We start from the raw sequence: 26605 nt of genomic DNA, 5'->3' as shown, positions 1-26605 counted from the left end.
GCGATGGAGCCCGGCCGAAAGCGATTACTTGATCGCGATCTCGTCGAAGCTGAACGAGCCGTCGGGCATCACGTATGCGCCGGAAAGACGCTTGCTGCGCGCATACACGACCTTCTCCGTGACGAGGAAGATCCACGGCGCGTCCGCCCAGATGCGTTTTTGCGCATCGGCATAGAGCTTCGCTTTCTCGCCGCGATCCGTCGTGGCGAGTGCCTTCGAGAGATCGTCGTCGACCTGATCGCTCTTGTAGTACGCGGTATTGAAGAGCTTCGGCGGAAACGACGTGCCCCCGAGCAGCGGCGAGATCGCCCAGTCCGCTTCGCCCGTCGAGGACGACCAGCCGATATAGAGCATGCGAACCGGCGCCGTCTTCGGATCGGGCGCGCTCTCGATGCGCTGCACGCGCTGGCCCGCTTCGAGCGCTTCGACCGTTGCTTTCACGCCGACTTGCGCGAGTTGCTGCTGCACGAACTGGATGATCTTTTGCGCCGTCGTGTGGTTATAACCCGACCACAGTACGGTTTCGAAGCCGTTCGGATAACCCGCTTCCTTCAGCAGCTCGCGCGCTTTCGCGGGATCGTATTTCCACGGCCCGAGCTTCGTCGCATACTCGACGCCCGGCGGCACGACGCCTTCGGCCGGCACGGCATAACCTGCGAACGCAACCTTGACGAGCGCTTCCTTGTTGATCGCGTAGTTCATCGCCTCGCGCACCTTCGGGTTATCGAAGGGCTTTTGCAGCACGTTCATGCTCACGTAGCGCTGAATGATTGACGGCGCCGCGATCAGGTCGACCTTCGGGCTCGCCTTGAGCGTCGCGGCCTGCTCGAAGGGAATCGAGAACGCGAAGTCCGCTTCGCCGGTCTGCATGAGCGCGGCGCGCGTGTTGTTATCGACCACGGGCTTCCAGTCGATCATGTCGATCTTCGGCAAGCCCTTGCGCCAGTAGCCCGCGAACTTCTTCACCTTCAGGTCGTCGGTCTGCTTCCATTCGACGAACTCGAACGGACCCGTGCCGACCGGATGAAACGCGATGTCCTTGCCGTACTTCTGGAGCGCGGTCGGCGAGATCATCACCGCCGACGGATGCGCGAGCACGTTGATGAACGCCGAGAAAGGAATCTTCAGCGTGATCTTCACCGTGTATGGATCGACCACTTCGGTCTTGTCGATCTTGTTGAAGAGGTTGTAGCGCTTGAGCTTGTTGTCCGGGTTCGTCACGCGGTCGAAGACGGCCTTCACCGCGTCCGCGTTGAAATCGGTGCCGTCCTGGAACTTCACATCCTTGCGCAGATGGATCGTGTAGACCTTCGCGTCGGGGCTCGCCTCGTAGCTCGTCGCGAGCACGTTGCGGATCTTCATGTCCTTGTCGAACCCGAAGAGGCCCTCGTAGAAGGACTTCGCCACCGCCTGCGAGAGCGTGTCGTTCGCGTCGTACGGATCCATCGTCGTGAAGGTCGAAGCGACGGCCATCACGGCGGTGCTTTGCGCATGCGACGCGACAGGCGCGAGTGAGGTCAGTGCGGCGAATGCGCTTGCAGCGAGAATCGAGCGCAGTTTGAAAGACGGCATCGTTGGACTCCTTGGCTTGACGTCATGGTGTTATCAATACGCGCCGCCTACGTGATGCTCGGCAACGTAATGGTCTGGTCCTACGGCTACGAGTTTCGCGACGGTCGGCTCGTCGCCGAGCTTGCGGATCGGGCTCGGAATCTCGTCGGCGGCGAGCATGCGTTTCGCATGTCTGCGCGACGGGTCGGCGACCGGCACCGCGCTCATCAGCTTGCGCGTGTACGGATGCCGCGGCGCTTCGAACACGGCGGCGCGCGGTCCTATCTCGACGATCTGCCCGAGATACATCACCGCCACGCGATGACTCACACGTTCCACGACTGCCATGTCGTGCGAGATGAAGAGATACGCCACGCCCAGCTCGCGCTGAAGATCGAGCATCAGATTGACGATCTGCGCGCGCACGGAGACATCGAGCGCGGAGACGGATTCGTCGGCGATCACGACTTTCGGATTCAGCGCGAGCGCTCGTGCGATCGCGATGCGCTGTCTTTGACCGCCCGAGAATTCGTGCGGATACCGCTGCGCCGCTTCGGGCGGCAAGCCGACCTTTTCGAGCAGCCAGTCGACCCGCGCCTGTGCTTCCTTTCCGCTCGCGACGCGATGCACGAGCAACGGCTCCATCACGGAGAAGCCGACTGTCAGACGCGGATTGAGCGAAGCAAACGGGTCCTGAAAGATGAACTGGATATTGCGCCGCAGTGTCTGCAGCGCATGGCCTTCGAGCTTGCTGATGTCGCGTCCGTCGAATTCGATCGAACCGCTCTGGCTTTCGACGAGCCGCAGCAACGAACGTCCCGTCGTCGATTTGCCGCAACCCGATTCGCCGACGAGCGCGAGTGTCTCACCAGGGCGCAGGTCGAAGCTGACGCGCTCGACCGCATGGACCGCCGCCGTCGTGCGGCCGAATAAACCGCTCTTCACCGGAAAGCGCGTGACCAGGTCGCGTACGCGCAGAATCGGCCGGATGGTTTCATCGACGGCAGGCTGCGTTTCCTTCTCGACCGCTTCCGATGGCCGCAACGCGCTTGCATCGTCGGGCGCGATATCCGCCGGCTCGACTCCGAGAATCGGGAATTTCGCGGGGCGATCCGTGCCGTGCATCGCGCCGAGCGTCGGCACGGCGGCGAGCAGCGCCTTCGTGTAGGGATGCGTCGGCGCATGAAACAGCGTATCCGAAGGCGCTTCCTCCACCTTTTCGCCGCGATACATCACGAGCACGCGATCGGCGACCTCCGCGACCACGCCCATGTCGTGCGTGATAAAGATCACGCCCATGTTCATTTCGTCCTGCAGCCCGCGCACGAGTTGCAGGATCTGCGCCTGAATCGTGACGTCGAGCGCAGTGGTCGGCTCATCGGCGATCAGGAGCGCGGGCTTGCACGAAAGCGCCATCGCGATCATCACGCGCTGGCGCATGCCGCCCGACAACTGATGCGGATAGCGCGCGAACACGCGCTTCGATTCGGGAATGCGCACGAGATCGAGCAGACGCAGCGCTTCCGCGCGGGCCTCGGAGCGGCTCTTGCCCTGATGCAGCGCGATGGCTTCCGCGATCTGGTCGCCGACCGTGAATACGGGATTGAGCGATGTCATCGGCTCCTGGAAGATCATCGCGATGTCCGCGCCACGCACGCTGCGCATCGCCGCGGATGACGCCTTCGCGAGGTCCAGCACTTGCCCGTTGCGCCGCCTGAACGCGATGCTGCCCGAGACGATCCGCCCGCCGCCATGCTCGACGAGACGCATCAGCGCGAGCGAAGTGACCGATTTCCCCGAACCCGATTCGCCGACGATCGCGAGCGTTTCGCCGCGATCCACGGAAAACGCGATGTTGCGCACGGCTTCGATCGTGCGCGAGCGCGAACGGAACGAGACCGACAGGTCGCGCACGTCGATCACGCGGGAATCGGGCAAGCTCTCGTTCATCATCGATAGATCGCCGTGACGGGCGCTTCGCCTGCTCGCGCATAGCCGCGATACATGCCTTCCGTGTTGAACGGCAGCACGACGTTGCCCTTCGCGTCGACGGCGACGAGGCCGCCGCGTCCTTCGATGCGCGGCAACTTGTTCATCACGACATCGTGTGCCGCGTCCTCAAGCGACACGCCGCGATATTCCATCTGCGCCGATACGTCGTACGCCGCGAGCATGCGGATGAACATCTCGCCCGTGCCGGTGGTCGAGACGGCGCAAGTCGCGTCGTTCGCGTAACAGCCCGCGCCGATCAGCGGCGCATCGCCGACGCGGCCCGCCTGCTTGTTGGTGATGCCGCCCGTCGATGTCGCGGCCGCCAGATGGCCGTTCGCATCGAGCGCGACGGCGCCGACAGTGCCGAACTTCCTGTCGGGATCGATGGGATCGCTGTCGAACGCGAACTTCGTCATCGCATCGTGATCGAGCATCGTGCCCGACGTGCCGCGCGCCTTGAGCCATTGCTGATAACGCGCTTCCGTGCGGAAGTACGAGGGATCGACGAAGTCGAGCCCTTGCGCCGCGGCGAACGCTTCCGCGCCCGCTGCCGTGAACATCACGTGGTCGCTCACGTCGAGCACGCGGCGCGCGGCGAGCACGGGATTCTTCACGCGCGTCACGCAACTGATCGCGCCGGCTTCGAGCGTCGCGCCGTCCATCACGGATGCATCGAGCTCGTGCGTGCCGGCTGCCGTGAACACCGCGCCGTGGCCCGCGTTGAAGAGCGGGCAGTCTTCGAGCAGACGAACGGCTTCGGTGACGGCGTCGAGCGCGCTGCCGCCGGCGGCGAGAATGCGCTCGCCCGCGCTCAGGATTTCGCCGAGCGCCGCGTGGTAGCGCCCTTCCGTTTCGGCGTTCATGGCGTGGCGCAGGAGCGTGCCTGCCCCGCCGTGAACGGCAATGACTGGTGTTGCGTTCATGTCTCGCGCGGTTCCGTGTGAGTGTGTCGTTTCGCGGCCGTACGGCGCGGCGCGGGGACCGTCGGTGGCGCTTTGACGATCGACGGCGCGACGAGCCACGGCAGCACGAATTCGGTCAATCCCGATGCCGCCTCGACCGAGCGTTTCGCCCGATGCGCGACCGCATCGCAGAGTGCTTCGATGACGGCGAGCACCGCCGTGTCGCAATTCGCCGCGAGCCTGCGCTCGGCCTGAATCGCGAGCAGCACGTCGGCGACCGGCGCGAGCGGCGACGCGGCGCTGTCCGTGAGTGCGATGACGCGCAAGCCGTGATCGCGCGCAAGCCGCGCCAGCGTGATGGTGTCGTCGACATAACGCGGGAACGCGATCGCGATCAGCACATCGCCCCGCGACGCCGTGAAGAGCCTGCGCGCCGCATGCGACGGTCCGCCCATCAGCGCGAGCGACTGGACGTTCGCGCAATACGGCGTGAGTCCGTGCTCCATCAGTCCCGCGAGGAACGCGCTCGCGCCATAGCCGACCACGAAGACGCGCGGCGCGGCGAGGATCATGTCGACGATTGCGCCGGCCTTCGCGCCATCGACGGATGTTTGGGCAAGACGCAGATTCGCTGCCGCCTGCGCGAGCGATGCATCGAAAACTTCGGCGCCGCTCGCCGGCGATTCGAGCGCGGTGCGCAAGCGCTCGACCGGCGCGATGGTCGCCTCGAAGCCGCGCACGAGCGCCTCGCGAAACGCCGGATAGCCCGAGAAACCGAGCGCCCGCGCGAAACGGTTCGCCGTCGCCACCGACGCGCCCACGGCGCCCGCCAGTTCGTCGATGCGCATCGTCGCGGAACGGAACAGGTTCGCCAGCACGAACGCACCCATGCGCCGGTGGATGGGCGTGAGCGTCGGCATGGCCGCTGCGATGCGCGCGGAAATCAGAACGTCGGTGCTCGCCGGTGCACGAACCGATAGTGAACGGGACATGGAATGCGCTGCGGCCTCATGGCAATCAAACGCGATGAAAGTATATTTACTCGAAAAGCCCGCCAAAAAAAATTCATTTTCATCGAACTCGGGTTTTCGATAAGGCGCGCGAGCGTGCCGCGACCGATGCATCGAACGTGCACGATCATGCACAATACGGTGCGCGTCGCGTCGCAAAGGACGCACGATGCGCACGCTTCCCAGTCCTGACCGAACGGTATGAATTTCGACTTCCTTCCCGATCCCCTGCCGCATCTGCTCGCCGCTCATCCGTGGGCGCAACTCGTCGCGGGTCTCGTCGCGCTCGCGCTGATCGCGCTCTTCCTGCAATGGGTGGTCGCGCGCATCGTGCTGTATGTCGCACATCGGCTGCTCGTGCTCGCCGGTCATCAGAAGTGGGACCGCGCGTGCATCAAGCATCGCGCCTATCATCGCCTCTGGTACGCGGTGCCGTTCGCGACCGTCGCGCTCGGCATCGACGACGTGCCGCGCATCGGCCACTGGGCCACGGTCATCGGCCGCGTCGCGCACGGCGGCGCGTGGGTCTGCTTGTTTTTCGCCGCGGGCAGCGCGCTGTCCGCGTGGCAGGACGTCTATGCGGAAAGCAAGGAAGCACAGACGCGCTCGATCAAGGGCTATATCCAGATCGGCAAGCTGGCGCTCGCGCTCGTGTGCGGCGTGCTCGTGCTGTCCATTCTCATCGACCGCTCGCCGCTCTGGATGCTCTCCGGTCTCGGCGCGTTGTCCGCGGTGCTGCTGCTCGTCTTCAAGGACACGCTGCTGTCGCTCGTCGCGAGCACGCAACTGACATCGAACGACATGCTGCGGATCGGCGACTGGATCGAAATGCCGCAAGCCGCCGCCGATGGCTTCGTGAAGGACATCGCGCTGCATACGGTCAAGGTCCAGAACTGGGACAACACCGTGACCACCGTGCCGACGTACAAGCTCTTTTCGGAGAGCTATCGCAACTATCGGCACATGTTCGAATCGGGCGGACGGCGCATCAAGCGTACCTTGCGCATCGACGCGCAATGCGTGCGCTTTCTCACCGAGGAAGAGACCGCACGCCTGAAGCGCTTTCGGCTGCTGCACGATTATCTGGAACAGAAGCAGACCGAGGTCGAGCAGGCGAACCGCAATCTCGGCGAACTCGCGAACGAGCCTGCGAACCGGCGGCGGCTCACGAATATCGGCACGTTTCGCGCGTACGGGCTCGCTTATCTGCAACGCCATCCGGAAATCCGCCAGGACATGGCGATCATGGTCCGCATGATGGAACCGCAATCGGAGGGCATCCCGGTCGAAGTCTATTGTTTCACCGCGACGACCGCGTGGACCCAATACGAGCGCATTCAGGGCGACGTATTCGATCATCTGCTGTCGATCCTGCCGGAAATGGGGCTGCGCCTTTATCAGGCACCCTCCGGCGCCGACATGACCGGTTTCGCGGGCCGTCTGCGCGGCGAAATGCCGGCGCTGTAAATGGCGCGATTCGCGCCGTCAGAAAGGATCAGGCAAGAATCCTCCATTTTTGTGTATTCACGTTGACGCTTCCCGTCCGTACGATCTAACCATCGCCGATGCGCCTTTTTTCCGCCGCTTCATAGCCGCGGTGGATACGCTTTTTTTCGCGCATCGCCATTCAATCGTCATAAAAGGAAAACACAACGTGATCGATCGCGTCCATGCCATGCGTGTCTTCACGCGTGTCGTCGATACGAACAGCTTCACGCGTGCGGCCGAGTCGCTCGGCATGCCGCGCGCGAGTGTTTCGACGACCGTGCAACAACTCGAAGCGCTGGTCGGCGTGCAATTGCTCGCACGTACGACACGGCGCCTGAATCTCACCGTCGATGGCGCCGCTTATTACGAGCGTTGCGCGCAAATCCTCGCCGATATCGACGAGCTCGAATCCGGCTTCGGCGCGGGCGAGGAGCGTCTGCGCGGACGGCTGCGCGTCGAGATGCCGGATACCGTCGCGACCTCGATCGTCGTGCCCGCGCTGCCGGAGTTTCATGCGCGCTATCCGCAGATCGAGCTGTCGATCGGCATCGGCAATCGCAATGTGGATCTCGTCGGCGAAGGTGTCGATTGCAGCGTGCAGCTCGGCGAATTGCCCGATTCGGGTCTGATCGCGCGCCGGCTCGGCGTGCTCGAACAGGTGACGTGCGCAAGTCCGGCGTACCTGGAGAAGCACGGCACGCCGGAAACACTCGACGATCTCGCGCAGCACGTCGCGGTCAATTGCATCTCCGAGAAAAGCGGCCGCCCCGCCGACTTCGATTTCGATGTCGACGGCGCGCCCGTCACCATGAAGATGCGCGGCTTCGTGCAGGTCGCCGACGAGCATGCGTACCTCGCATGCGGCATCGAAGGGCTGGGGATGATCCAGCCGCTGCGCATCGCGGCGCAGCCGTATCTGCGCTCGGGGCAACTGCGCGAATTGCTGCCGCAATGGAAGTCGCCGCCGCTCAAGGTATCGGTGGCGTTTCTGAAAAGCCGTCAGGCAACGCCGCGCGTGTCGGTGTTCGTCGACTGGCTCGCGGCGCTCTTCGAGCGCTCGCAGCAAATCGACGACACGCTGACGAGCCTTTATCGTTCGGCGCAGCGCCGCGGCCCCACCCGCCGGGATCGTCCCGAGGAAGAAACCGCCGGCGCGTGATGCCCGCGCCGCGCTATCTCACGGGCGTGGCCGCATTCGTGCCCACGACCGTGTTCCACTTGCGCACTTCCCAGCGCTCGACCAGCCCGTTCGTCACGTACGGATCGTTTTTTGCGAAGTCTTCCGCGACGGCGGGCGAATTGCTGTGAAACAGCAGCATCGCGCGATCGGCGGGGGCATCGAGCGCACCAGCGAGCACGATGTCTCCCCGCTCGACCGCAGCCCATGCAAGGGCGAGATGCGCGTCGCGAAATTGCGCGCGGCGCTCCAGATAGTCTGAACAGAGATCGTAAATCAACAAATAGTGCATCGCCGCCTCCTTGCGCTGAAACAGTCCCGGATTCATCGAGTTAGTTTGTCCTATTTCCGAGATGAAAACCAAGAGTTCAATCGGAAGTATCTGATCGCCTAACGATAGCGTATCGAAGATCATATGCGGATACCCAGAAGGATTCCGCCATGAACCGCAATCAACCTCCCTGCAACGCGTGCCCCAAGCACGATTGCCGCAGCTGCGCGTGGACGTCGCCGCTCGACGCGTCGTACCGCACGCTCATCCAGTCGCATTCCATACTGTCGTTCGTCGCGCTTGCCGTGAAGGAAGCGCAACCCGCGCCCGCGGAGCCGGGCTCGCTCGGCGCCGCCGCCAGACGCGTCGTCAGATTCTTCTCGGAACTGAGCCTGCGCGCACGTTAAAAAGCACAACGCGAATCGCATTTAAGCACCGTTTTCGTAAAGAAGTTTGCACGGTTCTTTTTAGGATACCTGTGCATATAGAATCCGCTACGTACTTGCGCTTGCGTTAAGCGTTCATGTAGAAAGGAATCTCAGTCGATGAGCATCAATCTGGTCCAGGCGGTCAATGCCGCGATCTCGGAACCCATCGCCGAGCAGTTGTCGCAACAATTCGGCATTCCCGGTCAGATCGTCCGGCAGCTCGTGATACGCATCGCGCCCGGCCTGGTCGCATCGCTGATGGATCGGGCGACGCTCGTACCCGGCTCGCAGTCGGTGTATTCCGTCATCATGCAGTCGGAGACCAACGCCCACATCGCGGATCACTTATCCAAGGTGATCGCGACCACCGGCGGACTCAAGCAGCTCGAAGCCAATGGTCATTCGCTTGCCGCGCTCGCGACGGGCCAGCGCGTCGATGCGCTGACCGACGCTGTTTCGGCCGAAACCGGCGTTCCCACGCAAGCCACGTCGGCGCTCGCGGGCATCGTCGCCGCCGTGCTGTTCGGCATCATGAAGCGCCACTTCCTGCTCGCGCAGTGGGGACTGCCGCAGGTGCCCAAGCTGCTGCGCGATCAGGTCGGCGAAATCAATTCGTCGATGTCGAACGCGGTCGCGACAGCCATCGGCGTCGGTAACACAGAAGGCTTCACGAGTTGCATCACGCCGCGGCTCGATACGGTCGCATCGAGCCTCGAGCCGCGTACGGATGGCGATGTAGCGATGGCCGCGGCAGTTGCACCCGCGCCCGCGCCCGTTATGCAGACCGCTCCGCCCGTGCAAACTGCGCCAGCTTCAAAATCCGCGCCGCCCCCGATGCGCGCACCGGTGCGCAAACCCGCGCCGAAACGCTCGAACAAGTGGATCTGGCTGCTCTTTGCCGTGCTGGCCGCCGTTCTCGCGCTGGTTTATTACCGCGGCTTCACGCATGGCGACAGCGTGGATCTGAGCGCCGCGCCGGCCACGCAGCACGTCACGGACATGTCAATGCCGGCGTCGTCCGCAGCGCTATCGACTACGCCGGTCACCGACACTGCGCCGGTAGCGGCACCTGTGAACACGCCGGTCGCAACCGCGGCAGAGCCGGAAACGGCCTCGGCGCCGAAGGCCGCGCCCGCCTCCTGGAAAGACGCGCAGTTGTTGTTCAGCGTCAACGCGGCAGGCGTGCCGGCGATCGAGGCGACCGTGGGCACGCAAGCAGAGAAGAAGCATCTGGTCGACACGTTGACCGCCCGCTTCGGAAAGGCCTACACGGCGGACGTTTCGGTCATTCCCGAAACCCGCCCGGCAACCTGGCTCTCGCGCCTGAACGACTTCTTCCCGCTCATGGCCGTGCCTGGTGCGGAAGCGAAGGTCAGCGGCTCGAAAGTCGAGTTGAGCGGCACGGCGGCGAACGGGAAGCTCGGCTGGACCGATCGTCTGAAAGGCACGCTCGGCGGCATGTTCCAGGTTGCGGCGTTCGACGTAGACGGCGCCGTCGCCACCGCAACGCAATCCTTTCGCAACGCGATGAAGAGCCTGCTCGCCACTGACACGCCGTGCTCTGGCGACAAGCTGACGCGGGTACTCGACCTTCAGGTTGTCAACTTCGCGCGCTCGAGTGCACAGGTGCCGGAAAGCGCGTACTCCACGCTCGGCGAGACGGCGCAGTTGCTCAAGAGCTGCGCCGCCAAGGGTTCGATCGTGAATCTCGAAATTGCGGGCTATTCGGATGCGCAAGGTGCAGCAGCGGCGAAGCTCGAAGTATCGAAGGAACGCGCTGAGGCTGTCCGGGGCTACCTGGTGCGAAACGGCGTACCGCCGCAATCGCTCACGGCCACGGGCTTTGGCGACGCCAATCCGATTGCCGACAACGATACTGCGAGCGGACGTTTCGCCAATCGACGGATCGAGTTCGTCGTCAGGAAACGCTGAGATCCGATCCGACTCACGGCATCCTTCTCCCGACGCCGTCTCACGAAAGTGAGACGGCGTTTTCCTTTTAGGCATGCGCGATGAGCACAATGGGCGATTCAGTTGGGCTTCGCGAACTCGTTCTCGGCCCATCGCTCGGCGCTCGCCTTGCTGAGTTTGAATGAAGGGGACACGCGCACGTGCGCGAGCTGCGCGCCGTACGCATCGAAGGCTTTGAGATTCGCGTAGGGATCGTCCTCATCGGGAACGATCTCCAGCGTGACGGTAATGTCCTCGCCCCGCAGATCGACGGTGACATTCTTGTTCAGCATTGCATGACGCTGCTGTTCGTGCCGGCGCAAGACTTCCGACGCCGTCTTGACTAATGTTCGAAACGCGTTTGCGTCGAGCGGCTTTGGATTTTTCTTGTCGCGGCCCATCGTCCACGGTCCGACGAGCGCGGGCTCCGTCTCGCCCGCCTGAATCATCTCGACGGCCCAGCCGTCGTCGTCCTCGTTCTTGATCACGCGCGCGGTCCAGCCGTCGTCGCGCCAGAGGCGATCTTCGTGGATCGTATCGTCGTTGGAGGGGAATTCGGAATCGGTCATATCGTAGCAAGGCACGGATTGAGGCAATGCGACGAATTTTACCTTGGGCGATGCACGGGGCATCGTTCGTGCTTCAAGGATTGGCCAGACGGCCAGTGTCTTACCCAAACGCATTGCGCCGTGCTACTTTGAACGTACCGGGACCGTCCGGAATCCATCGGCAACGCAATCAAGAAACTGTAAAACTCTGTCAAGGAGCAACCGCATGTTTGCATTCATCGGCACTTTGATCGTCGGACTCGTCATCGGGCTCATCGCGCGCGCGCTCAAACCGGGCGACGACAACATGGGCTGGATCATGACCATCATCCTCGGCATCGCCGGCTCGCTCATCGCGGGGTACGTGGGCCGGGCGCTCGGCTGGTATCAGCCGGGACAGCCAGCGGGATGGATCGCCTCGGTGCTCGGCGCCATCATCCTGCTCGTCGTCTGGGGAATGATCCGCAAGCGCACGTAACGCCACGCTTCATCGTTTCTTTTCTGGCGCAACGCCTCGTCCCGGCCCGGACGAGGCGTTTTGTTTCATCGCGCGATGCGCTCGAAATCAGTCTCCGCGCCGCCACGCACGACGCGATTTTGCAGCGCGCCGCCGAGCCAATACGAAAGCTCAGCAGGCCTGTCGATCCGCCAGGCGACAAAATCCGCGGCCTTTCCTGCTTCGAGCGAGCCGTGCGTCGATCGCAGTCCGAGCGCGCTCGCCGCATTAATCGTCACGCCGGCGAGCGCTTCTTCCGGCGTCAGGCGAAACAGTGTGCATCCCATGTTGAGCATCATGCGCAACGATAGCGCCGGCGACGTACCGGGATTCAGATCGCTCGCGAGCGCGATCGGCACGCGATGACGCCGCAGCGCGTCGATGGGCGGCACTTGGGTTTCACGCAACATGTAGAACGCGCCCGGCAGGAGCACGGCGACGGTGCCGGACTGCGCCATCGCGATGGCATCGTCCTCCGTCATGTACTCGAGATGATCCGCCGACAGTGCCCGATAGCGCGCCGCAAGCGACGATCCATGCAAGGACGACAACTGCTCGGCATGCAACTTCACGGGCACGCCGAGTTCGTGCGCGCATCGAAACACACGCTCGACTTGCTGCGTCGAAAACGCGATGTGCTCGCAAAATGCATCGACGGCATCGACGAGACCTTCTTCGACGAGCGCCGGCAACATCTCGTCGCAGACATAGGCGATGTAGTCATCCGCGCGGTTCGCGTATTCGGGCGGCAACGCATGCGCGGCGAGGCAGGTCGCGCGCACGGTGAGCGGCAGCGTGTCGCCGAGACGTCGCGCCACGGCGAGCATCTTGCGTTCGCTGGCGAGATCGAGCCCGTAGCCGGATTTCACTTCGAGCGCGGTCACGCCTTCGCGCATCAGACCGACTGCGCGCTTCTTCGCGACTTCGAACAACGCGTCTTCACTGGCTTCGCGCGTCGCGCGCACGGTGCTCGCGATGCCGCCGCCACGCGCCGCGATTTGCGCATAACTCACGCCTTCGAGCCGCTCTTCGAACTCGCCGCTCCGATCGCCGCCGAAAACGAGATGCGTGTGGCAGTCGATCAACCCCGGCGTCACCCACGCGCCTTCGAGATCGACACGCCCGCAGTCGCCGATTTCCGGCGCCGAAGCGGACGGCCCGATCCATTCGATGCGCGCGCCGTCGGTCAGGATCGCCGCGTCTTCGATGATCGAATACTTGCCACCGGCCATCGTCGCGGCGTGGCAGTGGTGCCAGAGGGTTTTCATCGCGTGATCATCGGCAGATCGAGGCCCTGCTCGCGCGCGCATTCAATGGCGATGTCGTAGCCCGCGTCGGCGTGGCGCATGACGCCCGTCGCGGGATCGTTGTGCAGCACGCGCGCGATGCGTGCATCGGCTTCGCGGCTGCCGTCGCACACGATCACGACGCCCGCATGCTGCGAGAAGCCCATGCCGACGCCGCCACCGTGATGAATCGAGACCCACGTCGCACCGCTCGCCGTATTCAGGAGCGCGTTCAGAAGCGGCCAGTCGGACACGGCGTCCGAGCCATCCTGCATCGCTTCGGTTTCGCGGTTCGGACTCGCGACCGAGCCAGAATCGAGATGATCGCGGCCGATCACGACCGGCGCCGACAACTCGCCGTTGCGCACCATCTCGTTGAACGCGAGGCCGAGCTTCGCGCGCTGGCCGAGCCCGACCCAGCAGATGCGCGCCGGCAGGCCCTGAAAGCTGATGCGCTCGCGCGCCATGTCGAGCCACCGATGCAGATGCGCGTCATCGGCGATGAGTTCCTTCACTTTCGCGTCCGTCTTGTAGATATCTTCCGCATCGCCCGAGAGCGCGGCCCAGCGGAAGGGCCCGACGCCGCGGCAAAAAAGCGGACGGATGTAGGCCGGCACGAAGCCCGGAAAATCGAACGCGTTGTCGACGCCCTCTTCCTTGGCCATCTGGCGGATATTGTTGCCGTAATCGAACGTCGGTACGCCCTGTTCGCGGAACGCGAGCATCGCGCGGACGTGCTCGGCCATCGATTGCTTCGCGGCCTTCACCGTGCCCGCCGGATCGCTTTGCGCGCGGTCACGGTATTGCGCCCAGGTCCAGCCTTTCGGCAGATAGCCGTTGAGCGGATCGTGCGCGCTCGTCTGATCGGTAACCATGTCCGGACGCACGCCGCGGCGCACGAGCTCGGGCAGTATGTCCGCCGCGTTCGCGCACAGCGCGATGGAAATCGCGCGGCCTTCGGACGTGTAGCGCTGGATGCGCGCGAGGGCGTCGTCGAGATCGGTCGCCTGTTCATCGACGTAACGCGTCTTCAGACGGAAATCGATGCGGCTTTGCTGACATTCGATGTTCAGCGAACACGCGCCCGCGAGCGTCGCTGCAAGCGGCTGCGCGCCGCCCATGCCGCCGAGACCGGCGGTCAGCACCCAGCGGCCTTTGAGCTCGCCGCCGTAATGCTGGCGTCCGGCTTCGACGAAGGTCTCATAGGTGCCCTGCACGATGCCCTGGCTGCCGATGTAGATCCAGCTGCCGGCGGTCATCTGTCCGTACATCGCGAGGCCCTTCGCGTCGAGCTCGTTGAAGTGCTCCCAATTCGCCCAATGCGGCACCAGGTTGGAATTCGCGATGAGAACACGCGGCGCATTCTCATGCGTCTTGAACACGCCGACCGGCTTGCCCGACTGGACGAGCAGCGTCTCGTCCGCTTCGAGGCGTTTCAACGTCTCGACGATCTTGTCGTAGCACGCCCAGTCGCGCGCCGCCCGCCCGATGCCGCCGTACACCACCAGTTCCTTCGGATTCTCGGCCACTTCGGGGTCGAGATTGTTCATCAGCATGCGCAGCGGCGCTTCGGTCAGCCAGCTCCTGGCGTTGAGTCGGGTGCCGCGCGGCGCGCGGATCTCGGTGTCGCGAAAACGGGAGGATGAAGTCACGAATGCTCCTGCGCATCAAGAAAGAGAGTGTCGATGGGACGCCATCGAATGAGTCTCATGTTCTTGTATATACAACTTAGGTTGTATTAGGGGAATCCCGGAGCTATTCTCGCCGTGTTCGCCTCAGCCTTGTATAGACAATTATCAGGGCACGGGCACGCCGCTGTCGCGCTTCACCTCGCGCAGCGAGAGCATCGATTCGACGGCTGTCACGCCCGGCAAGGTTCGCAGGATGTCGCGCATGAAGACGCCGTATTCGTCGAGATCGCGCGCGATGATCTGGAGCAGATAATCCGCCGTCCCCGAGATGTTGTGACACGACACGATGCGCGGAATCCCCTGAATTTCGCGCTCGAAGCGATCCGACAGCGCGCGATCGTGCACGCTGAAGCGCACCTGCGCGAACGCGACGACGCCCAACTGGAGCGCCTTGCGTGACAGCACCGCGCGATAGCCGTCGATGTAGCCCTCGCTTTCCAGACGCTTGAGCCGGCGCGCGCACGGCGTCTCGCTCAGGCCGACGCGCTCGGCGAGTTTCGCGACAGGCATGCGGCCGTCCTGCTGAAGCGCGGCCAGCATGGCGCGGTCGATACGATCGATTTCGATCATGGAGCTTTCCCCTTCTTATTGATCCGATTCTAGGGGAAAGTCTCGCTTGATGACCATATCGGGAGTAAAAAAGCCAGAAAACGCTCCCTCCGAAGTGGCACGATATCGCCATCGAAACAGGAGCGCATCATGGTCTCGGCACACTTGCTATGGGTTTTCATCGGCGCGCTCGCGGTGGTGTATGCGCTGCCCGGACCGGACATGGCGCTCGTGCTTCAGACGAGCGGCACGCGCGGTTTGAGCCACGGTCTCGCCGTGGCCGGCGGACTCGCCACGGCGCGGGCGACGCATGTGACGCTATCGGCGCTCGGCGTCGCCGCGCTCTTGCGCAGCGCGCCGTGGCTTTACGACGGCGTGCGCATCGCGGGTGGTTTGTATCTCTCTTACGTGGCGATTCAGATTTTCCGATCGCCCGCGTTCGGGCTCGACGCGACGCCCGGTCAGGCGGCCGCATCCACGCTGCGTTCGGCCTACGCGAAGGGCATTCTGAGCAGCATTCTCAATCCGAAGGCGCTGCTGTTCTGCTCCGTGCTGCTGCCGCAATTCGTGCGGCCGCAGAGCGGTCCGGTCTGGTCGCAAGTGCTGGAACTGGGGGTCGTGCTGGTTGCGGTCGGCGTCCTGTTCGACCTCACGCTGGCGGCGGGCGCGGTGCGAATTTCCGGCTGGCTGCGCCGCCATCCGAAAGCGCAGACCGTGCAGCGCTGGACGTTCTCCGCCGCGCTGCTCGCGTTCGCCGCGCGGCTCTCACTGGACTGACCTCAGGCGTCGAGCGGCTTCAGAAAAAGCTCGTGCTTCGGCGCGAAATGCGCATAGAGCGGCAGGATCGCGCCGCCCATTGCGCGGGCGTCGGGGCCGATCTGCCCTTCGACGAGGCGCGGGCGCGTCATGCCTTGCCAGTCGAACGCGGCGAGCGCGTCGTCGGTGCGCCCGATGACCTCGCGCAGCAAGATCCGGTCGATTTCACCGTCGATCACCACGGCTTCGAGATCGAGCAGCGCCGCCGACGCTGCGATGCCCGTCGCGATCGCGGGACACGTCCCGCGCATCCACGCGTCCGATAGCGCGCGCAACGGCGGCGAACATGCGCGCTCGTCGTGCGCGGCGGCGGCCGGCGCGCCCGCCGCGACGAACGCCTTTTCGAGCACATACACCGACGCCTTGTCGAGCAGTTGCCCCGCGCGTCGTCCGTTGCCGTGGCTCATCAGCGGCAACGAGCCGATGGCGCCCGCGTTGCCGCTTGGGCCCGCGTGCAATCGGCCGTCGATCACGAGTCCGCCGCCGATGAATGTGCCGATGAAAACATAGAGGAAGTTGCGCAGCCCGCGTCCCTGGCCCATCACCAGTTCGGCGGCGCACGCGGCCGTCGTGTCCTTGGCGAACTCGACCGGCAGCGCCGTCATCGCTTCGATCCGTTCGCGGATGTCGATGTCGTCCCACGCCGCGAGCACATCGGGCGGCGTGTCGAAGAAGTCGCGCCAGCCGCCCAGCCACAACGGCGCCGCGACGCCGATGCCCGCGATCTTCCGTGCGCCGTCGCCGAGCGCGCCGATCGTGCGCGCGAGCCGCTCTTCCAGCGCGGGAAAGAGCGTATGCGGATCGGGATACGGATAGGCCAGCGTTTCGCGCGCGCGCACGTTGCCGGCGAAGTCCATCGACAGCACGTCGAGACTGCGCCGCCCCACTTTCACGCCGATGGAAAACGCGCCGTCCGCACGCAGGGAGATCGGCACCGACGGCTGACCGATGCGGCCGCGCACGCGCGCGCGCGGCTCTTTGGCGAGCAGGCCGTCCTCGATCAGATGATCGACGATCAGCGAGACCGTCTGCATCGACAGGCGCGTCATGCGCGCGATGTCGGCCTTGGGCAGCGCGCCGTGGAGCCGGATCGCCTGCAGGACGATGCGCTCGTTGAACTGGCGCATGCCGAGCTGATTCGAGCCGACGGAATGCGCCGAGGCTTTGCGCGCGGGCCGCTCAGACATCGGCTCGCGCCTCTCCGGGCAGCCGCGAGCGCCGGACATCGTTCATGTGTTCGTCCCCGTTCGATTAAATCCAGTCTTTTTATTTAGTAAAGACATCCGGGCCGATTTTATCAAGCGCCCGTTCATAGACCGGCCGCGCGATGCAGGCCGATTTTTTTCACGAATTTTTGGTCGGTTATGGTCGGCGAGATGGTCATCCCCGACACACACACGCCCGGCAAAAACATGAGCACACTCGAAGCCCTACACGCGATCGTCAAGGACGAGAACGCGCCGCAGATTATTCGCGATCACATCGTCGATTCGCTGCAGTTCGCGCTGCGCAATCACGCGGGCTATTTCACGCGCAAGGAGATTCAATGGCTCGCGCAATGGGACGACACGCGCATTCCGATTGCGGCGGCAAAGGTATTGAACGAGATGAAGACGGCCTGAGCCGTGCCGGGCTCAGTGCGTCCCTGAGGCACGCGCGTGCCATTCGTAGTCGAACACGTTCGCCTGTGCCGGCTCCGACAGGCCTTCGACGAAACTGATCACTTCCGGATCCTTCACGAAACTCGCGGCCGAGCTCGCCGCGAGAATCGCCGAGCTCTCCTGCGGCCGCGCGATCAGGAAGCCCTGCACGTAATCCACGCCGATCTCCTGCAACGCGCGCAAGGTATCGACGTCCTCGACCCACTCCGCGACGCTGCGCATGCCGAGATTGCGCGCGAGTGCGACGATCGCCTCGACGATCGCAATGTCCGCCGGATGCGCGCACATCGAGCGCACGAACTCGCCGTCGATCTTCAGCGCATCGGCGGATAGCGCCTTCAGATATTTGAACGACGTGTATCCCGCGCCGAAGTCGTCGAGCGCGATCTTGCCGCCCATGTCGTGCACGCGCGCGATGAAGCGCTGCGTGTTCTCCAGATCGTGCAGCGCGACGCTCTCCGTGATCTCGAGACACAGGTAATGCACGATCGACTGATGACGCGCGAAGAGCGCGAAGATGTCCTCCATGAACTGCTCGTCGTTCAGCGAGCCGCCCGACAGGTTCACGCAAATGAACTGCGTGTTGCCGAGCCGGTGCTGATGCGCCTCGATCCAGTCGAGCAGCGTCGAAATGACCCAGCGGTCGATCGCGGCGATATTGCCCGATTCCTCCGCCGCGACGATCACCTTGCCCGCGGGCAGTGTCGCGCCGTCGGGCGCGCGCATGCGCAACAGGACTTCGAAGTTGAGCGATTCGGTCGGCGCGGACAGCGACATGATCGGCTGCATCACGAGGAAAAGCCCCGGCGGAAGGCGATTGCGCCCGAGCGTCTCGACGAGCCTCAGTTCCTCCGCGCGCTCCTCGAATGCCGCCGCGCCCTTGCGATAGGTGACGAGATGCGTGTGCGCGACCTTCTTCGCTTCACGGCACGCGCGATCCGCGTGTGAAAGCGCGTCCTGCACGCGCACGCCCTGCGAGCATTCGACGAGACCGATCGACGCCTTCACCTGGAACGCGCGATTGCCGACCTGGTACGGCGCGTCGGAGAGAATCGAAATGAGCTCGCGGCATTGCGCGATGGCGTCTTCGATCGACGTGTCGTGCATCACGCAGACGAACTCGTCGCCGCCGATACGCCCGACCGGATAGCTGCGCGAGAAGTGCGCCCGTGTGCGCGCCGCGACCTGGCGCAGCACTTCGTCGCCGCTGCGATGGCCGAAGAGATCGTTGACGAGCTTGAAGCGGTCGAGGTCGACATACGCGAGCGCCCACGGGAGCGTCTCTTCGCTCTGCGCGGAAATCGCCTTCTCTACGCCGCGGCGATTCAGCGAGCCCGTCAGCGAATCGTGCTCCGCGAGAAAACGCAGCCGCTCGACGGCCTTCGAACGTTCCGTCGTGTCCTGCAGCGAGCCTTCGATCCATCCGTTCGAGCGGATGGCTTTCAGCAAGTAGCGTCGTTCGCCGGTGCCGCGCTCGGGCGAACCGCCCATTTCGAGTTCGCCGTCGCTGCCCTTCGAGGCCAGCGCCTGCAACGCGCCCCACGCGCCCGCCTCGAAATAGTCGTTCCAATGGCGCGCCTTGTAGTCGCTCTTTTGCAGATCGAGCATCGCGCGCAACGCGGGATTGGCGCGCACGAAGTGACCGTCGGCATCGAGCGTGAAGAGGCCGATCGGCGTGACTTCGTAGGTGTTGCGCAATTCCATCTGCGCCTGACGGCGGAAATCGCGTTCGGCGCGCATCTGCTCGGCGATCGCGAAGGCCGCCATCATGCTCGACGACAGCGCGGCCATCACCGTATTGACGCCGCCGACGAGCACCTTCAGGCCGAAGGCCGCGCCGAGCACTTCGGAGAACGTCGAGAACAGCACGACGCCGAGCGACGCGACATACCAGAGCACGGTGCGCGAGCGCGCCATCCACACGAGCCGCGCGAGGAAAAACAGCAGCACGCAGATGCCGAACCCCGCGATGATCCAGAGCGTCGGAATGAAAAGCGCATACGGCAGTGCGAACGCGGCCGCCAGCAAGACAATGCCGACATACTGGATCACGCGCAGCAGCCAGCGATAGCCGACTACGCGCAACTCGCGCCGGAAAAGCTGCTGGAAGAGCGCGGCCGTCAGCAAGTAATAGGCGGCGAAGGTAAACTGTCGCAACGGCTGCATGAATTCCGACGGCAGCACGCGGCCGAGCCATTGCATGTCCCAGCCCATCGCGTTCGCGCAGAGCCGCAGATTGCCGACGAGCCACACGGCGAAAATCACATACGTCCATTCCTGATTGATGAGCGCCGTGACGAAGACGAACACCGCGAGCGTCAGCAAACCACCGGCGATCAGCCCCGAACTCTCCTGGAAATCGAGCGCCGAACTGCGCAGGCCCTGCCATTCCCACGCGTACGCATTGATCTGCGCAGGACCGGAAAAGGTGCCCCGGCACAGAACGTTCTCCGCCTGTCTGATACGGCCGACCTGTATGAAGAAGCCCGCCTTCACCGTGCGAATCTCGCCGCTCACGCTGTCGCGGTCCGCCTGGCCGAGCGGCGCGAGCGTGCTCGCGTTCCAGCAGGCAAGCGTTTGCGCATGGCGCGATGGCAATTCGACGACCGTCGATGATTCCGCGCTCATGCTAGGCGTTGTGAAGCTGAACCAGATTGGCTTTTCGGACAGACGCGTGCTGTAGCGCGAAACGGGCGCAGCGCCTTGCAGCGCGTCGAGCGCCTCGGCGGGTGTGGTGATGCCGCCGTTATCGGCGACGACACGCAGCGCGAGAGGGACCGCGCCGCGTGTTTCATATTGACGCGGCAGGAAGTAAAGCGTCGCGATCGTACCGAGCAAAATCAGGATCGGCACGGCATAAACGGCGACCGCGTACAGCGCGTCGTCGATCCACGAGCCCGTGCGTCTGAATCTCGATAAGGAAGCTGGAATAACCGACGCCATACCTGGAAAAACCCCCGTTTGCGCGCAGCGAGAAATGCGCCGGCGCAGACAGCGGCGGAGCGCGAAGGATCCCCGCGCACCACCGCTTTTGGCCTACCGGACCGCTCCTTGATCCGGTTATTCGCTTTTACCTTCCTGGATACGATCGTGCCTTTCTCACCTGCCGTAAGCCATCAGCGGAGCTTCAGGGCATCGTACCGGTTCCCAGTCAAAAGATAAATCTACAGAATGCAAATCGATGTCGGGATGATGCGTGTGCACCATGTAATTGAAGAGCGGATGACGGGCTTCTTCCCAGCGCTGGCGCGCAGCGGCGACGTCTTTCGCCAGCACCCGATGCGGCAGGCCGCCGACATGGGACATCGGCAGAAATTCGCCCGCGCCGAAAACATCCTTGAAGAGCATCGCCTCATACTCCCGATCCAGCGGCGTACGCGCCGTAATCACCATGTAATCGATCTCGTGCAATTCGCAGAACATCCAGAGCGCCTTGCACAATGCCACCTTGACCACCCGGCCCACCATCCCGCCCGCGACGCCGAGACGCGTCGCTTCGGCGAGGCGGCTCGTCGCCAGATGCTCGGGCAGACGCACCGACTGCTCGACGGCGAGCGGACCATAGGCATTGGTCTGAATGCGCATGGTGCCGAGCGGTGCGCCGTCCAGCTTGGATTCAGCCAGAAGCACGGCCGTCCCGCGATCGTGATCCGAGGACTCGATCGTCATCTTTTCGGCGAATTCGGGCAGATGCCGCCCATAGGCCGAACGTCTGATGCTCACGGCTTTTTGCAATCCGGCATCGTCACGGACGATACGGATAGTAAACGGCATACGCTCGCTTTTCTGAAGTGCGGGCACGACCGTGAGAGCTGGGCGAACCGCCGGTTCGGATTGGTTAGCGGCGGCGTTCTTGGCAAGGTTCAGACGTTCCATTTGTAAACCCCATTTTTTCTTGGCGATTGGAAAGATGCCGCGTGTTGAGGACGTTTATTGGAGGGTTCCCTACACGGGCAAAACGAGCCTCTCACGAAGTCGAAAAACGGGGTGCGCGCTTGCTACTGTTTCTCAGCAACTTTCAGGCTAAAGCTGTGGAAGAAAGCTTCTAATCGACGAAAAAGCCCATCGCCGGTAGCCGCCGCAAACCATATACGCATATGCCGTGAGCGAATATGCGAGCCCGATGAGGGTGAAAGAACGAGGGCGAGCAGCCACCAATCGACGCGAGAGGCAATCAGGAGAATAGCCTTCGCCGAACCGCCGCGGAGCATCGCGTAAACGCTGGAAAACACTTATAAAAAGGGGTTCGGTAACGTTTGCTTACATTTTTCTTCGCACAATGTGCGAAATCGGGAAAGCGCAGAGATTGGGATTCGGAAGCCCGAAATGTGAAACGAAAAGCGGGCGTTCTTTTGGAAGAACGCCCGCCCTATCACGACATAATCATGTCGACTGCGTGAATTCCGCTGAAGCGGATTAAAAATTCAGTCGTCTTCGTCGAGCCACGGGATGTCGACATCGGTTATGAAAGCCACCATCGCGAGCGGACGGCCTTCCTGTCGCCCGATATTGCCGTCGGCGCGTTGCCACTCGCAGCGAAAGATCGTCGCGGGGGTATCGGCAAGCAGCGTGATCGTGCGGATCTCGTCCGGATCGTTTTCTTCGACCGGTCCATCGAGCGACACCAGCAATTGCTGAGGCCACACGCCGTCGGCGGGATCGTAAATCTTGTCGCCATCGTGAATGACGACGTGCGCCTCGACGCCGATGGTCGCCGATGCTTCCACGATCATCTTGCCGAGCGCGCGCAGCACGGCGGTGGCGCGGCCCGAGTTGGCCTGGCGGATCGCGAGATCGCCGCGTGTCAGCGCCTGCTCGAGTTTGGGATTGGTTTTCTGTTGCGCCATATCTCTCTCTAGGGGTTCGTTGCAACTTTCGACGAGTGCGGCCCGGCTTAAGTTGCAGGCGGATCGTAGCACCGCACCAACAAAGATAGGACGCGCGGGCCCCGGCGGCAAACCGCCGACGCATGGACCGATTCGATGCTCAAGTTTGCGCACGACCGGCCGATATTGCGCTCATCCCCACCGAAACGCGTGACTGCCGTGCCGTTCATCGACCTGACTGCTCCCTCGTGCGTTCGTCTGCCGGCGCGCGCTTCCCGTACGCCCTCGCCGGGCGCCGCGCGGCGCCCGGCCTCCACGTCCGCCTGAACGTGCTGACCCGACAGACGGAGGTCGTCGACGGCATCGCGCTGCGCACGCATCTGCAACCGATCTACAGCCTGCCGCATCAACGGGAGGTGGGCTACGAGGCGCTGTTGCGCGGCGAGACGGGCGGCGGCGCGCTCGTCGGACCGTTCGATCTCTTCGGGCGCGCGATCGTGGCGGGCAAGCTGACCGAACTCGACCGCATGAGCCATCTCGCGCATCTGCGCAATGCGGCGGCCATGCTGCCCGCCGCGCAGTGGCTCTTCATCAACATCAACCCGGCGACCTTCACGAAACCGGGCTATGCCGCGCGGCTCGCTTCGGCCACGCGCGAAGCGGGTCTCGCGCCCGAGCGGCTCGTGATCGAAGTGCTGGAGTCGGGCGGCACGGACGTCGAGGACATCTCGCGCGCGACGCGCGCGTTTCGCGCGCAGGGCTTTCTTGTCGCGGTGGACGATTTCGGCGCGGGGCACTCCAACATCGACCGGCTGATCACGCTGCGGCCGGACATCGTGAAGCTCGATCGCAGTCTCGTGCGGGCCAGAAGCGCACACATGCGCGACGCGCTGATGCCGAAGCTCGTCGACCTTCTGCACGAGTCGGGGATGTTCGTGGTCGCCGAAGGCATCGAGACGGGCGAGGATCTGATGCTCGCCGCGCGCTCGAACGTGGATTTCGTGCAGGGCTATCTGTTCGGCATGCCGTCGGCGCAACTCGCCGAACGGGGCGCGGCCACGCCGCTTTTCGAAGACGTGTTCGATGCGCTCGCGCAGATGCGCCGCACCGAGCGCCTCGCGGGCGATCTGCTTCTGTTGCCCTATCGCGCGGGACTCACGCAGGCCGCACGGCGCTTCGCCTCCGGCGCGACGACCGAATCCGCCTGCGCCGATCTGCTCGCGCTGCCCTGCACGCTCAGTTGCTTCTTCCTCGATCAGAACGGACGCGAGTTCCTGCCCGGGCTAGCGGGCGCGGCCGCGATTGCACCGAGCGAGCGCTTCGCGCCGATCGCCGATCCGTCGACCGGACGCTGGGACAATCGCCCGTACTTCGTCGATGCGCACGCGAAACCGCAGCAGGTGGTGACGAGCGCGCCTTATCTCTCCGTGACGGGGACGTCGCTGTGCGTAACGCTTACGGTCGCGATGCAGCGCGCCGGCAAGCCGGTCGTGATCGGCGCGGACCTGGACTGGCGCAGGCTGAGCCAGGCGGCGCCCTCGGTCTTCTGAGCCTCAGGCGGCGGCGCTTTTCACTTGCGCGATCGAACTGGCAAGCGCCGCCGCGCCTGCGCGCAATGCCGCGAGATTGCCCGGCTCGAACGTCCAGTGCCCCGCCGCATTCACGACGGCCAGCTCCGCGCCGGGCCAGCGCGCGGCAAGGTCCACGGCCTGATCGGCCGGGCACACCATGTCGAAGCGTCCATGCACGATCCGGCAAGGCAGATGCGCGATGCGCACGACGAGCGGCAACAGCGGCGCCGGCGGCAGCTCGTTCGCCATGTAGTGACGCTCGAGGAGCGCCATTGAAATGGCGGCGGCGTTGGCTTCCGCGCTCGGGCGCTTCTCTTCCTCGGCGGGTTCCTTCTCCGGCTTGTTGACGACGGACAGCGTCGTCTCGTATTGCGTCCACGCGCGCGCGAGCCGTGTGCCGGCCTCGTCGAAGCGCGCGAGCGGCGCTTCGGTCATCTGCAGGATCTCGTGCGCGTTCGCGGGACGCTTGCCGCACGCGGCCTCGATCGCATCGAGAAACGCGCGATGCGCCTCGGGAAAGACGCGCCGCACGTCCCACAGGAACCAGTCGATGTCCTCGCGCCGCGCGAGAAAAACGCCGCGCAGCAGGAAGCCCGTGCAACGCTGCGGATGCGCAACGCCGTATGCGAGCCCGAGCGTCGTGCCCCACGAGCCGCCGAAAATCGCCCATTGCTCGATCTTCAACGCGACGCGCAGCTTTTCCATGTCGCCGACGAGCGCGTCGATGCCGTTCGCCTCGAGCCTGCCGAACGGCGTGGACTTGCCGCAGCCGCGCTGATCGAAGAACACGACGCGCCACTTGTCCGCTTCGAGCACCTCGGCCCACTTCACGTTCATCGCGCCGCCGGGGCCGCCGTGCACGACAAGCATCACGGGCGCCTCGCGCGGGCCCTGCGCGCGCCAGTAGATCGAATGACCGTCGCCCACGTCGAGCATGCCTTCGTCGAACTGCACCGGCGATTGATTGTCCATTGCGCTTTATCCTTGCTGAATGTGTTTCGTCGGGGTCCATTGTTGCATCGGTTCGATGACACCGGATGACGCGCGATGCCCGTCCGGCGCATTTCGCCCGATACGCTATGCTTGCGGATTCCCGCCGTTCGTCATTCCCGTCATCTCACGAATCCCGATGCGACGCACCTTCGTCAAGTGGCTCTTTGCAACCTATTTGCTCGGCAGCGGCATCGTCTGGTCGATTCTGATCCTGCCATTGTTTCCGTTCGTCGGCCGCAACGGGCGTTACTGGCTCGCGAAGCTCTGGTGCCGCGCGATGGTCGGGATGATGCGCGTCATCACCGGCGTCACGTGCTCGATCGAAGGACTGGAGCATCTGCCCGACGGGCCGTGCATCATCCTGTCGCGACACGAATCGACCTGGGAGACGCTCTCGTTCATGGCGCTCTTTCCCCGGCGCATCAGTTTCGTGTTCAAGCACGAACTCATGAATATTCCGTTCTTCGGCTGGGTGCTGCGCGGCCTCGACATGGTGAGCCTCGACCGCGGATCGATCCGCCAGGCGCACGCCGCCGTGACGCGCGAGTGCGCCGCGCGGCTGAAGAAAGGCGATTCGGTGGTGATCTTTCCGGAAGGCACGCGCGTCGCGCACGATGCGCCGCTCAAGCTCGCATCGGGCGGCGTGCGCCTCGCCTGCGCGACGAAGGTGCCGGTCGTGCCCGTCGTGCATGACGCGGGCAAGGTCTGGCCGGCGAAGGGCTGGCCGGATCGCGGCGGGCATATCCGCGTCATCGTCACGCCTTGTCTGCCGCTCGATTGCGAGATTCCACAGGAGTTGAACCGCCTCGCGCAGTCCCAGATGGATGAGGCGCTGGCGGAATTGCGTTGAACGACGCTCAATACAGAGGCCGCTTCTTCGCGGCGCACAGGCGATTGACAGCGGAAATCAGCGTCTCCATGTCGACGGGCTTGCGCAGATAGCCGTCGTAGCTGACGAAAGCCGGCGGATTCGGATGCCCCGAAATCATCAGAAAGGGAATGTGCGCGAGCGCCGCGTCGTTCTTCATTGTCTGGCAGAGCAGCGCGCCGCCGAGGCCGGGCATCATCCAGTCGGACACGACGATGTCCACCCGCTCTTCCCCGAGTATCGTCAACGCGCCGTTGCCGTCGAACGCGCATAAGACGGTGCAGTCCTCGCCTTGCATGCAGAGGGTCCAGGCTTCGATGGTGGCGGGGTCGTCGTCGACGAGCAGTACGGTCTTCATCTTGCGAACATGTTCGAGTGCGGCGTGTGTGTGCGATGGGGTGTCCACGGCGGAGGCGGCGAACAACCTCGGATGTGACCGCCGCCATCGGCGTTTGTTGCAGTCACTTCGTACTGCCGCTTTCGTCATAGTATTTCTTCCGCGCGAAATCTGCGCGGTAAATGCTGCCTCAG

General features: G+C 63.9%; 24 protein-coding genes. 9 read left to right on the top strand and 15 right to left on the bottom strand.

Features of this window, described 5'->3' with window-relative positions:
- Positions 1 to 24 precede the first annotated feature (24 nt).
- From gsiB to NCT32_RS15805, 4 genes are read right to left on the bottom strand one after another with little or no spacing between them, the layout of a single operon-like run.
- On the bottom strand, positions 25 to 1572 hold the full coding sequence (gene gsiB / locus NCT32_RS15820) for a glutathione ABC transporter substrate-binding protein GsiB (RefSeq protein ID WP_061118175.1): 1548 nt from the start codon (positions 1570 to 1572) through the stop codon (positions 25 to 27).
- 33 nt (positions 1573 to 1605) lie between these two features.
- The gene (locus NCT32_RS15815; RefSeq protein ID WP_061118176.1) at positions 1606 to 3504 is read right to left on the bottom strand and encodes a dipeptide ABC transporter ATP-binding protein; all 1899 of its coding nucleotides are present in this window, start codon (positions 3502 to 3504) and stop codon (positions 1606 to 1608) included.
- Positions 3501 to 4466, bottom strand: a complete 966-nt coding sequence (locus NCT32_RS15810) for an isoaspartyl peptidase/L-asparaginase family protein (RefSeq protein ID WP_061118177.1) — start codon at positions 4464 to 4466, stop codon at positions 3501 to 3503. The genes NCT32_RS15815 and NCT32_RS15810 overlap by 4 nt, the downstream gene beginning before the upstream one ends.
- Positions 4463 to 5437 carry a MurR/RpiR family transcriptional regulator gene (locus NCT32_RS15805; RefSeq protein WP_061118345.1) on the bottom strand — a complete coding sequence of 325 codons (975 nt, stop codon included), beginning with the start codon at positions 5435 to 5437 and terminating at the stop codon, positions 4463 to 4465. Before NCT32_RS15805 ends, NCT32_RS15810 begins: the two co-directional genes overlap by 4 nt.
- Before the next feature lie 219 nt (positions 5438 to 5656).
- On the opposite strand from NCT32_RS15805, the gene NCT32_RS15800 reads away from it, so the two are divergent.
- Together NCT32_RS15800 and NCT32_RS15795 are read left to right on the top strand one after the other, a co-directional pair.
- The gene (locus NCT32_RS15800; protein WP_061118178.1) at positions 5657 to 6922 is read left to right on the top strand and encodes a mechanosensitive ion channel family protein; all 1266 of its coding nucleotides are present in this window, start codon (positions 5657 to 5659) and stop codon (positions 6920 to 6922) included.
- A 187-nt stretch (positions 6923 to 7109) separates the two neighbouring features.
- Entirely contained in the window at positions 7110 to 8102 is a 993-nt protein-coding gene (locus NCT32_RS15795) for a LysR family transcriptional regulator (RefSeq protein ID WP_061118346.1), read from the top strand.
- 13 nt (positions 8103 to 8115) lie between these two features.
- On the opposite strand, the gene NCT32_RS15790 is transcribed toward NCT32_RS15795, so the two are convergent.
- On the bottom strand, positions 8116 to 8412 hold the full coding sequence (locus tag NCT32_RS15790) for a YciI-like protein (RefSeq protein ID WP_061118347.1): 297 nt from the start codon (positions 8410 to 8412) through the stop codon (positions 8116 to 8118).
- Between the two features lie 149 nt (positions 8413 to 8561).
- Between NCT32_RS15790 and NCT32_RS15785 the strand changes: the two genes are divergently transcribed.
- Positions 8562 to 8798: a hypothetical protein gene (locus NCT32_RS15785; protein WP_061118179.1), complete on the top strand. Its 237-nt coding sequence runs from the start codon at positions 8562 to 8564 to the stop codon at positions 8796 to 8798.
- 138 nt (positions 8799 to 8936) lie between these two features.
- Entirely contained in the window at positions 8937 to 10751 is a 1815-nt protein-coding gene (locus tag NCT32_RS15780) for an OmpA family protein (RefSeq protein ID WP_061118180.1), read from the top strand.
- Between the two features lie 98 nt (positions 10752 to 10849).
- Here the strand turns inward: NCT32_RS15780 and NCT32_RS15775 are convergent, their stop codons facing one another.
- A complete protein-coding gene (locus tag NCT32_RS15775) occupies positions 10850 to 11338 on the bottom strand; it encodes a hypothetical protein (RefSeq protein ID WP_061118181.1) in 489 nt (162 codons plus the stop codon).
- A 205-nt stretch (positions 11339 to 11543) separates the two neighbouring features.
- Between NCT32_RS15775 and NCT32_RS15770 the strand changes: the two genes are divergently transcribed.
- Positions 11544 to 11795 carry a GlsB/YeaQ/YmgE family stress response membrane protein gene (locus tag NCT32_RS15770; RefSeq protein ID WP_061118182.1) on the top strand — a complete coding sequence of 84 codons (252 nt, stop codon included), beginning with the start codon at positions 11544 to 11546 and terminating at the stop codon, positions 11793 to 11795.
- A 65-nt stretch (positions 11796 to 11860) separates the two neighbouring features.
- On the opposite strand, the gene hutI is transcribed toward NCT32_RS15770, so the two are convergent.
- From hutI to NCT32_RS15755, 3 genes are all read right to left on the bottom strand, one after another.
- A complete protein-coding gene (gene hutI, locus NCT32_RS15765; protein ID WP_061118183.1) occupies positions 11861 to 13081 on the bottom strand; it encodes an imidazolonepropionase in 1221 nt (406 codons plus the stop codon).
- Positions 13078 to 14751, bottom strand: a complete 1674-nt coding sequence (hutU, locus tag NCT32_RS15760; protein WP_061118184.1) for a urocanate hydratase — start codon at positions 14749 to 14751, stop codon at positions 13078 to 13080. Before hutU ends, hutI begins: the two co-directional genes overlap by 4 nt.
- A 144-nt stretch (positions 14752 to 14895) precedes the next feature.
- Positions 14896 to 15360 carry an Lrp/AsnC family transcriptional regulator gene (locus NCT32_RS15755; protein ID WP_061118185.1) on the bottom strand — a complete coding sequence of 155 codons (465 nt, stop codon included), beginning with the start codon at positions 15358 to 15360 and terminating at the stop codon, positions 14896 to 14898.
- Positions 15361 to 15489: 129 nt separating this feature from the next.
- Here NCT32_RS15755 and NCT32_RS15750 point away from each other — a divergent pair, with 129 nt between their 5' ends.
- Entirely contained in the window at positions 15490 to 16116 is a 627-nt protein-coding gene (locus NCT32_RS15750) for a LysE family translocator (protein WP_061118186.1), read from the top strand.
- A 2-nt stretch (positions 16117 to 16118) separates the two neighbouring features.
- On the opposite strand, the gene NCT32_RS15745 is transcribed toward NCT32_RS15750, so the two are convergent.
- Positions 16119 to 17342 carry an ROK family transcriptional regulator gene (locus tag NCT32_RS15745; protein ID WP_061118348.1) on the bottom strand — a complete coding sequence of 408 codons (1224 nt, stop codon included), beginning with the start codon at positions 17340 to 17342 and terminating at the stop codon, positions 16119 to 16121.
- A 225-nt stretch (positions 17343 to 17567) separates the two neighbouring features.
- Here NCT32_RS15745 and NCT32_RS15740 point away from each other — a divergent pair, with 225 nt between their 5' ends.
- Positions 17568 to 17777 (top strand): hypothetical protein, encoded by a 210-nt coding sequence (locus NCT32_RS15740; protein WP_061118349.1) that lies wholly within the window; start codon positions 17568 to 17570, stop codon positions 17775 to 17777.
- Between the two features lie 12 nt (positions 17778 to 17789).
- On the opposite strand, the gene NCT32_RS15735 is transcribed toward NCT32_RS15740, so the two are convergent.
- The 3 genes from NCT32_RS15735 to NCT32_RS15725 all read right to left on the bottom strand — a co-directional run bounded on the left by NCT32_RS15735 (position 17790) and on the right by NCT32_RS15725 (position 22663).
- A complete protein-coding gene (locus NCT32_RS15735) occupies positions 17790 to 20759 on the bottom strand; it encodes a bifunctional diguanylate cyclase/phosphodiesterase (protein WP_061118187.1) in 2970 nt (989 codons plus the stop codon).
- Between the two features lie 156 nt (positions 20760 to 20915).
- The gene (locus NCT32_RS15730) at positions 20916 to 21692 is read right to left on the bottom strand and encodes a hypothetical protein (RefSeq protein WP_061118188.1); all 777 of its coding nucleotides are present in this window, start codon (positions 21690 to 21692) and stop codon (positions 20916 to 20918) included.
- A gap of 548 nt (positions 21693 to 22240) precedes the next feature.
- The gene (locus tag NCT32_RS15725) at positions 22241 to 22663 is read right to left on the bottom strand and encodes a hypothetical protein (RefSeq protein ID WP_014251177.1); all 423 of its coding nucleotides are present in this window, start codon (positions 22661 to 22663) and stop codon (positions 22241 to 22243) included.
- Positions 22664 to 22890: 227 nt separating this feature from the next.
- On the opposite strand from NCT32_RS15725, the gene NCT32_RS15720 reads away from it, so the two are divergent.
- Complete coding sequence (locus tag NCT32_RS15720; protein ID WP_086961036.1) at positions 22891 to 24192, top strand: EAL domain-containing protein; 1302 nt, start codon at positions 22891 to 22893, stop codon at positions 24190 to 24192.
- A 3-nt stretch (positions 24193 to 24195) separates the two neighbouring features.
- Here the strand turns inward: NCT32_RS15720 and pip are convergent, their stop codons facing one another.
- Positions 24196 to 25185, bottom strand: a complete 990-nt coding sequence (gene pip / locus NCT32_RS15715) for a prolyl aminopeptidase (protein WP_061118189.1) — start codon at positions 25183 to 25185, stop codon at positions 24196 to 24198.
- Positions 25186 to 25342: 157 nt separating this feature from the next.
- Between pip and NCT32_RS15710 the strand changes: the two genes are divergently transcribed.
- The gene (locus tag NCT32_RS15710) at positions 25343 to 26056 is read left to right on the top strand and encodes a 1-acyl-sn-glycerol-3-phosphate acyltransferase (RefSeq protein WP_061118190.1); all 714 of its coding nucleotides are present in this window, start codon (positions 25343 to 25345) and stop codon (positions 26054 to 26056) included.
- A 7-nt stretch (positions 26057 to 26063) separates the two neighbouring features.
- Here NCT32_RS15710 and NCT32_RS15705 read toward each other — a convergent pair whose 3' ends face one another.
- Positions 26064 to 26432, bottom strand: a complete 369-nt coding sequence (locus NCT32_RS15705) for a response regulator (protein WP_250477331.1) — start codon at positions 26430 to 26432, stop codon at positions 26064 to 26066.
- Positions 26433 to 26605: the final 173 nt, after the last annotated feature.

The organism is Caballeronia sp. INML2, assembly GCF_023631365.1.
Taxonomy (GTDB): Bacteria; Pseudomonadota; Gammaproteobacteria; order Burkholderiales; family Burkholderiaceae; genus Caballeronia; species Caballeronia turbans.
The sequence above is the reverse complement of the archived record's forward strand: the minus strand, read 5'-3'. Positions and strand labels throughout refer to the sequence as shown.

Excerpts from the sequence above, each read along its gene's own strand:
- NCT32_RS15800 (WP_061118178.1), top strand. The coding sequence starts at position 5,657 with ATGAATTTCGACTTCCTTCCCGATCCCCTGCCGCATCTGCTCGCCGCT.
- NCT32_RS15735 (WP_061118187.1), bottom strand. The coding sequence starts at position 20,759 with ATGGCGTCGGTTATTCCAGCTTCCTTATCGAGATTCAGACGCACGGGC.
- NCT32_RS15810 (WP_061118177.1), bottom strand. The coding sequence starts at position 4,466 with ATGAACGCAACACCAGTCATTGCCGTTCACGGCGGGGCAGGCACGCTC.
- NCT32_RS15750 (WP_061118186.1), top strand. The coding sequence starts at position 15,490 with ATGGTCTCGGCACACTTGCTATGGGTTTTCATCGGCGCGCTCGCGGTG.
- NCT32_RS15785 (WP_061118179.1), top strand. The coding sequence starts at position 8,562 with ATGAACCGCAATCAACCTCCCTGCAACGCGTGCCCCAAGCACGATTGC.
- NCT32_RS15780 (WP_061118180.1), top strand. The coding sequence starts at position 8,937 with ATGAGCATCAATCTGGTCCAGGCGGTCAATGCCGCGATCTCGGAACCC.
- NCT32_RS15755 (WP_061118185.1), bottom strand. The coding sequence starts at position 15,360 with ATGATCGAAATCGATCGTATCGACCGCGCCATGCTGGCCGCGCTTCAG.
- NCT32_RS15705 (WP_250477331.1), bottom strand. The coding sequence starts at position 26,432 with ATGAAGACCGTACTGCTCGTCGACGACGACCCCGCCACCATCGAAGCC.
- NCT32_RS15725 (WP_014251177.1), bottom strand. The coding sequence starts at position 22,663 with ATGGCGCAACAGAAAACCAATCCCAAACTCGAGCAGGCGCTGACACGC.
- NCT32_RS15745 (WP_061118348.1), bottom strand. The coding sequence starts at position 17,342 with ATGTCTGAGCGGCCCGCGCGCAAAGCCTCGGCGCATTCCGTCGGCTCG.
- NCT32_RS15740 (WP_061118349.1), top strand. The coding sequence starts at position 17,568 with ATGAGCACACTCGAAGCCCTACACGCGATCGTCAAGGACGAGAACGCG.
- gsiB (WP_061118175.1), bottom strand. The coding sequence starts at position 1,572 with ATGCCGTCTTTCAAACTGCGCTCGATTCTCGCTGCAAGCGCATTCGCC.
- NCT32_RS15815 (WP_061118176.1), bottom strand. The coding sequence starts at position 3,504 with ATGATGAACGAGAGCTTGCCCGATTCCCGCGTGATCGACGTGCGCGAC.
- NCT32_RS15790 (WP_061118347.1), bottom strand. The coding sequence starts at position 8,412 with ATGCACTATTTGTTGATTTACGATCTCTGTTCAGACTATCTGGAGCGC.
- NCT32_RS15710 (WP_061118190.1), top strand. The coding sequence starts at position 25,343 with ATGCGACGCACCTTCGTCAAGTGGCTCTTTGCAACCTATTTGCTCGGC.
- NCT32_RS15775 (WP_061118181.1), bottom strand. The coding sequence starts at position 11,338 with ATGACCGATTCCGAATTCCCCTCCAACGACGATACGATCCACGAAGAT.
- hutI (WP_061118183.1), bottom strand. The coding sequence starts at position 13,081 with ATGAAAACCCTCTGGCACCACTGCCACGCCGCGACGATGGCCGGTGGC.
- NCT32_RS15805 (WP_061118345.1), bottom strand. The coding sequence starts at position 5,437 with ATGTCCCGTTCACTATCGGTTCGTGCACCGGCGAGCACCGACGTTCTG.
- pip (WP_061118189.1), bottom strand. The coding sequence starts at position 25,185 with ATGGACAATCAATCGCCGGTGCAGTTCGACGAAGGCATGCTCGACGTG.
- NCT32_RS15730 (WP_061118188.1), bottom strand. The coding sequence starts at position 21,692 with ATGGAACGTCTGAACCTTGCCAAGAACGCCGCCGCTAACCAATCCGAA.
- NCT32_RS15770 (WP_061118182.1), top strand. The coding sequence starts at position 11,544 with ATGTTTGCATTCATCGGCACTTTGATCGTCGGACTCGTCATCGGGCTC.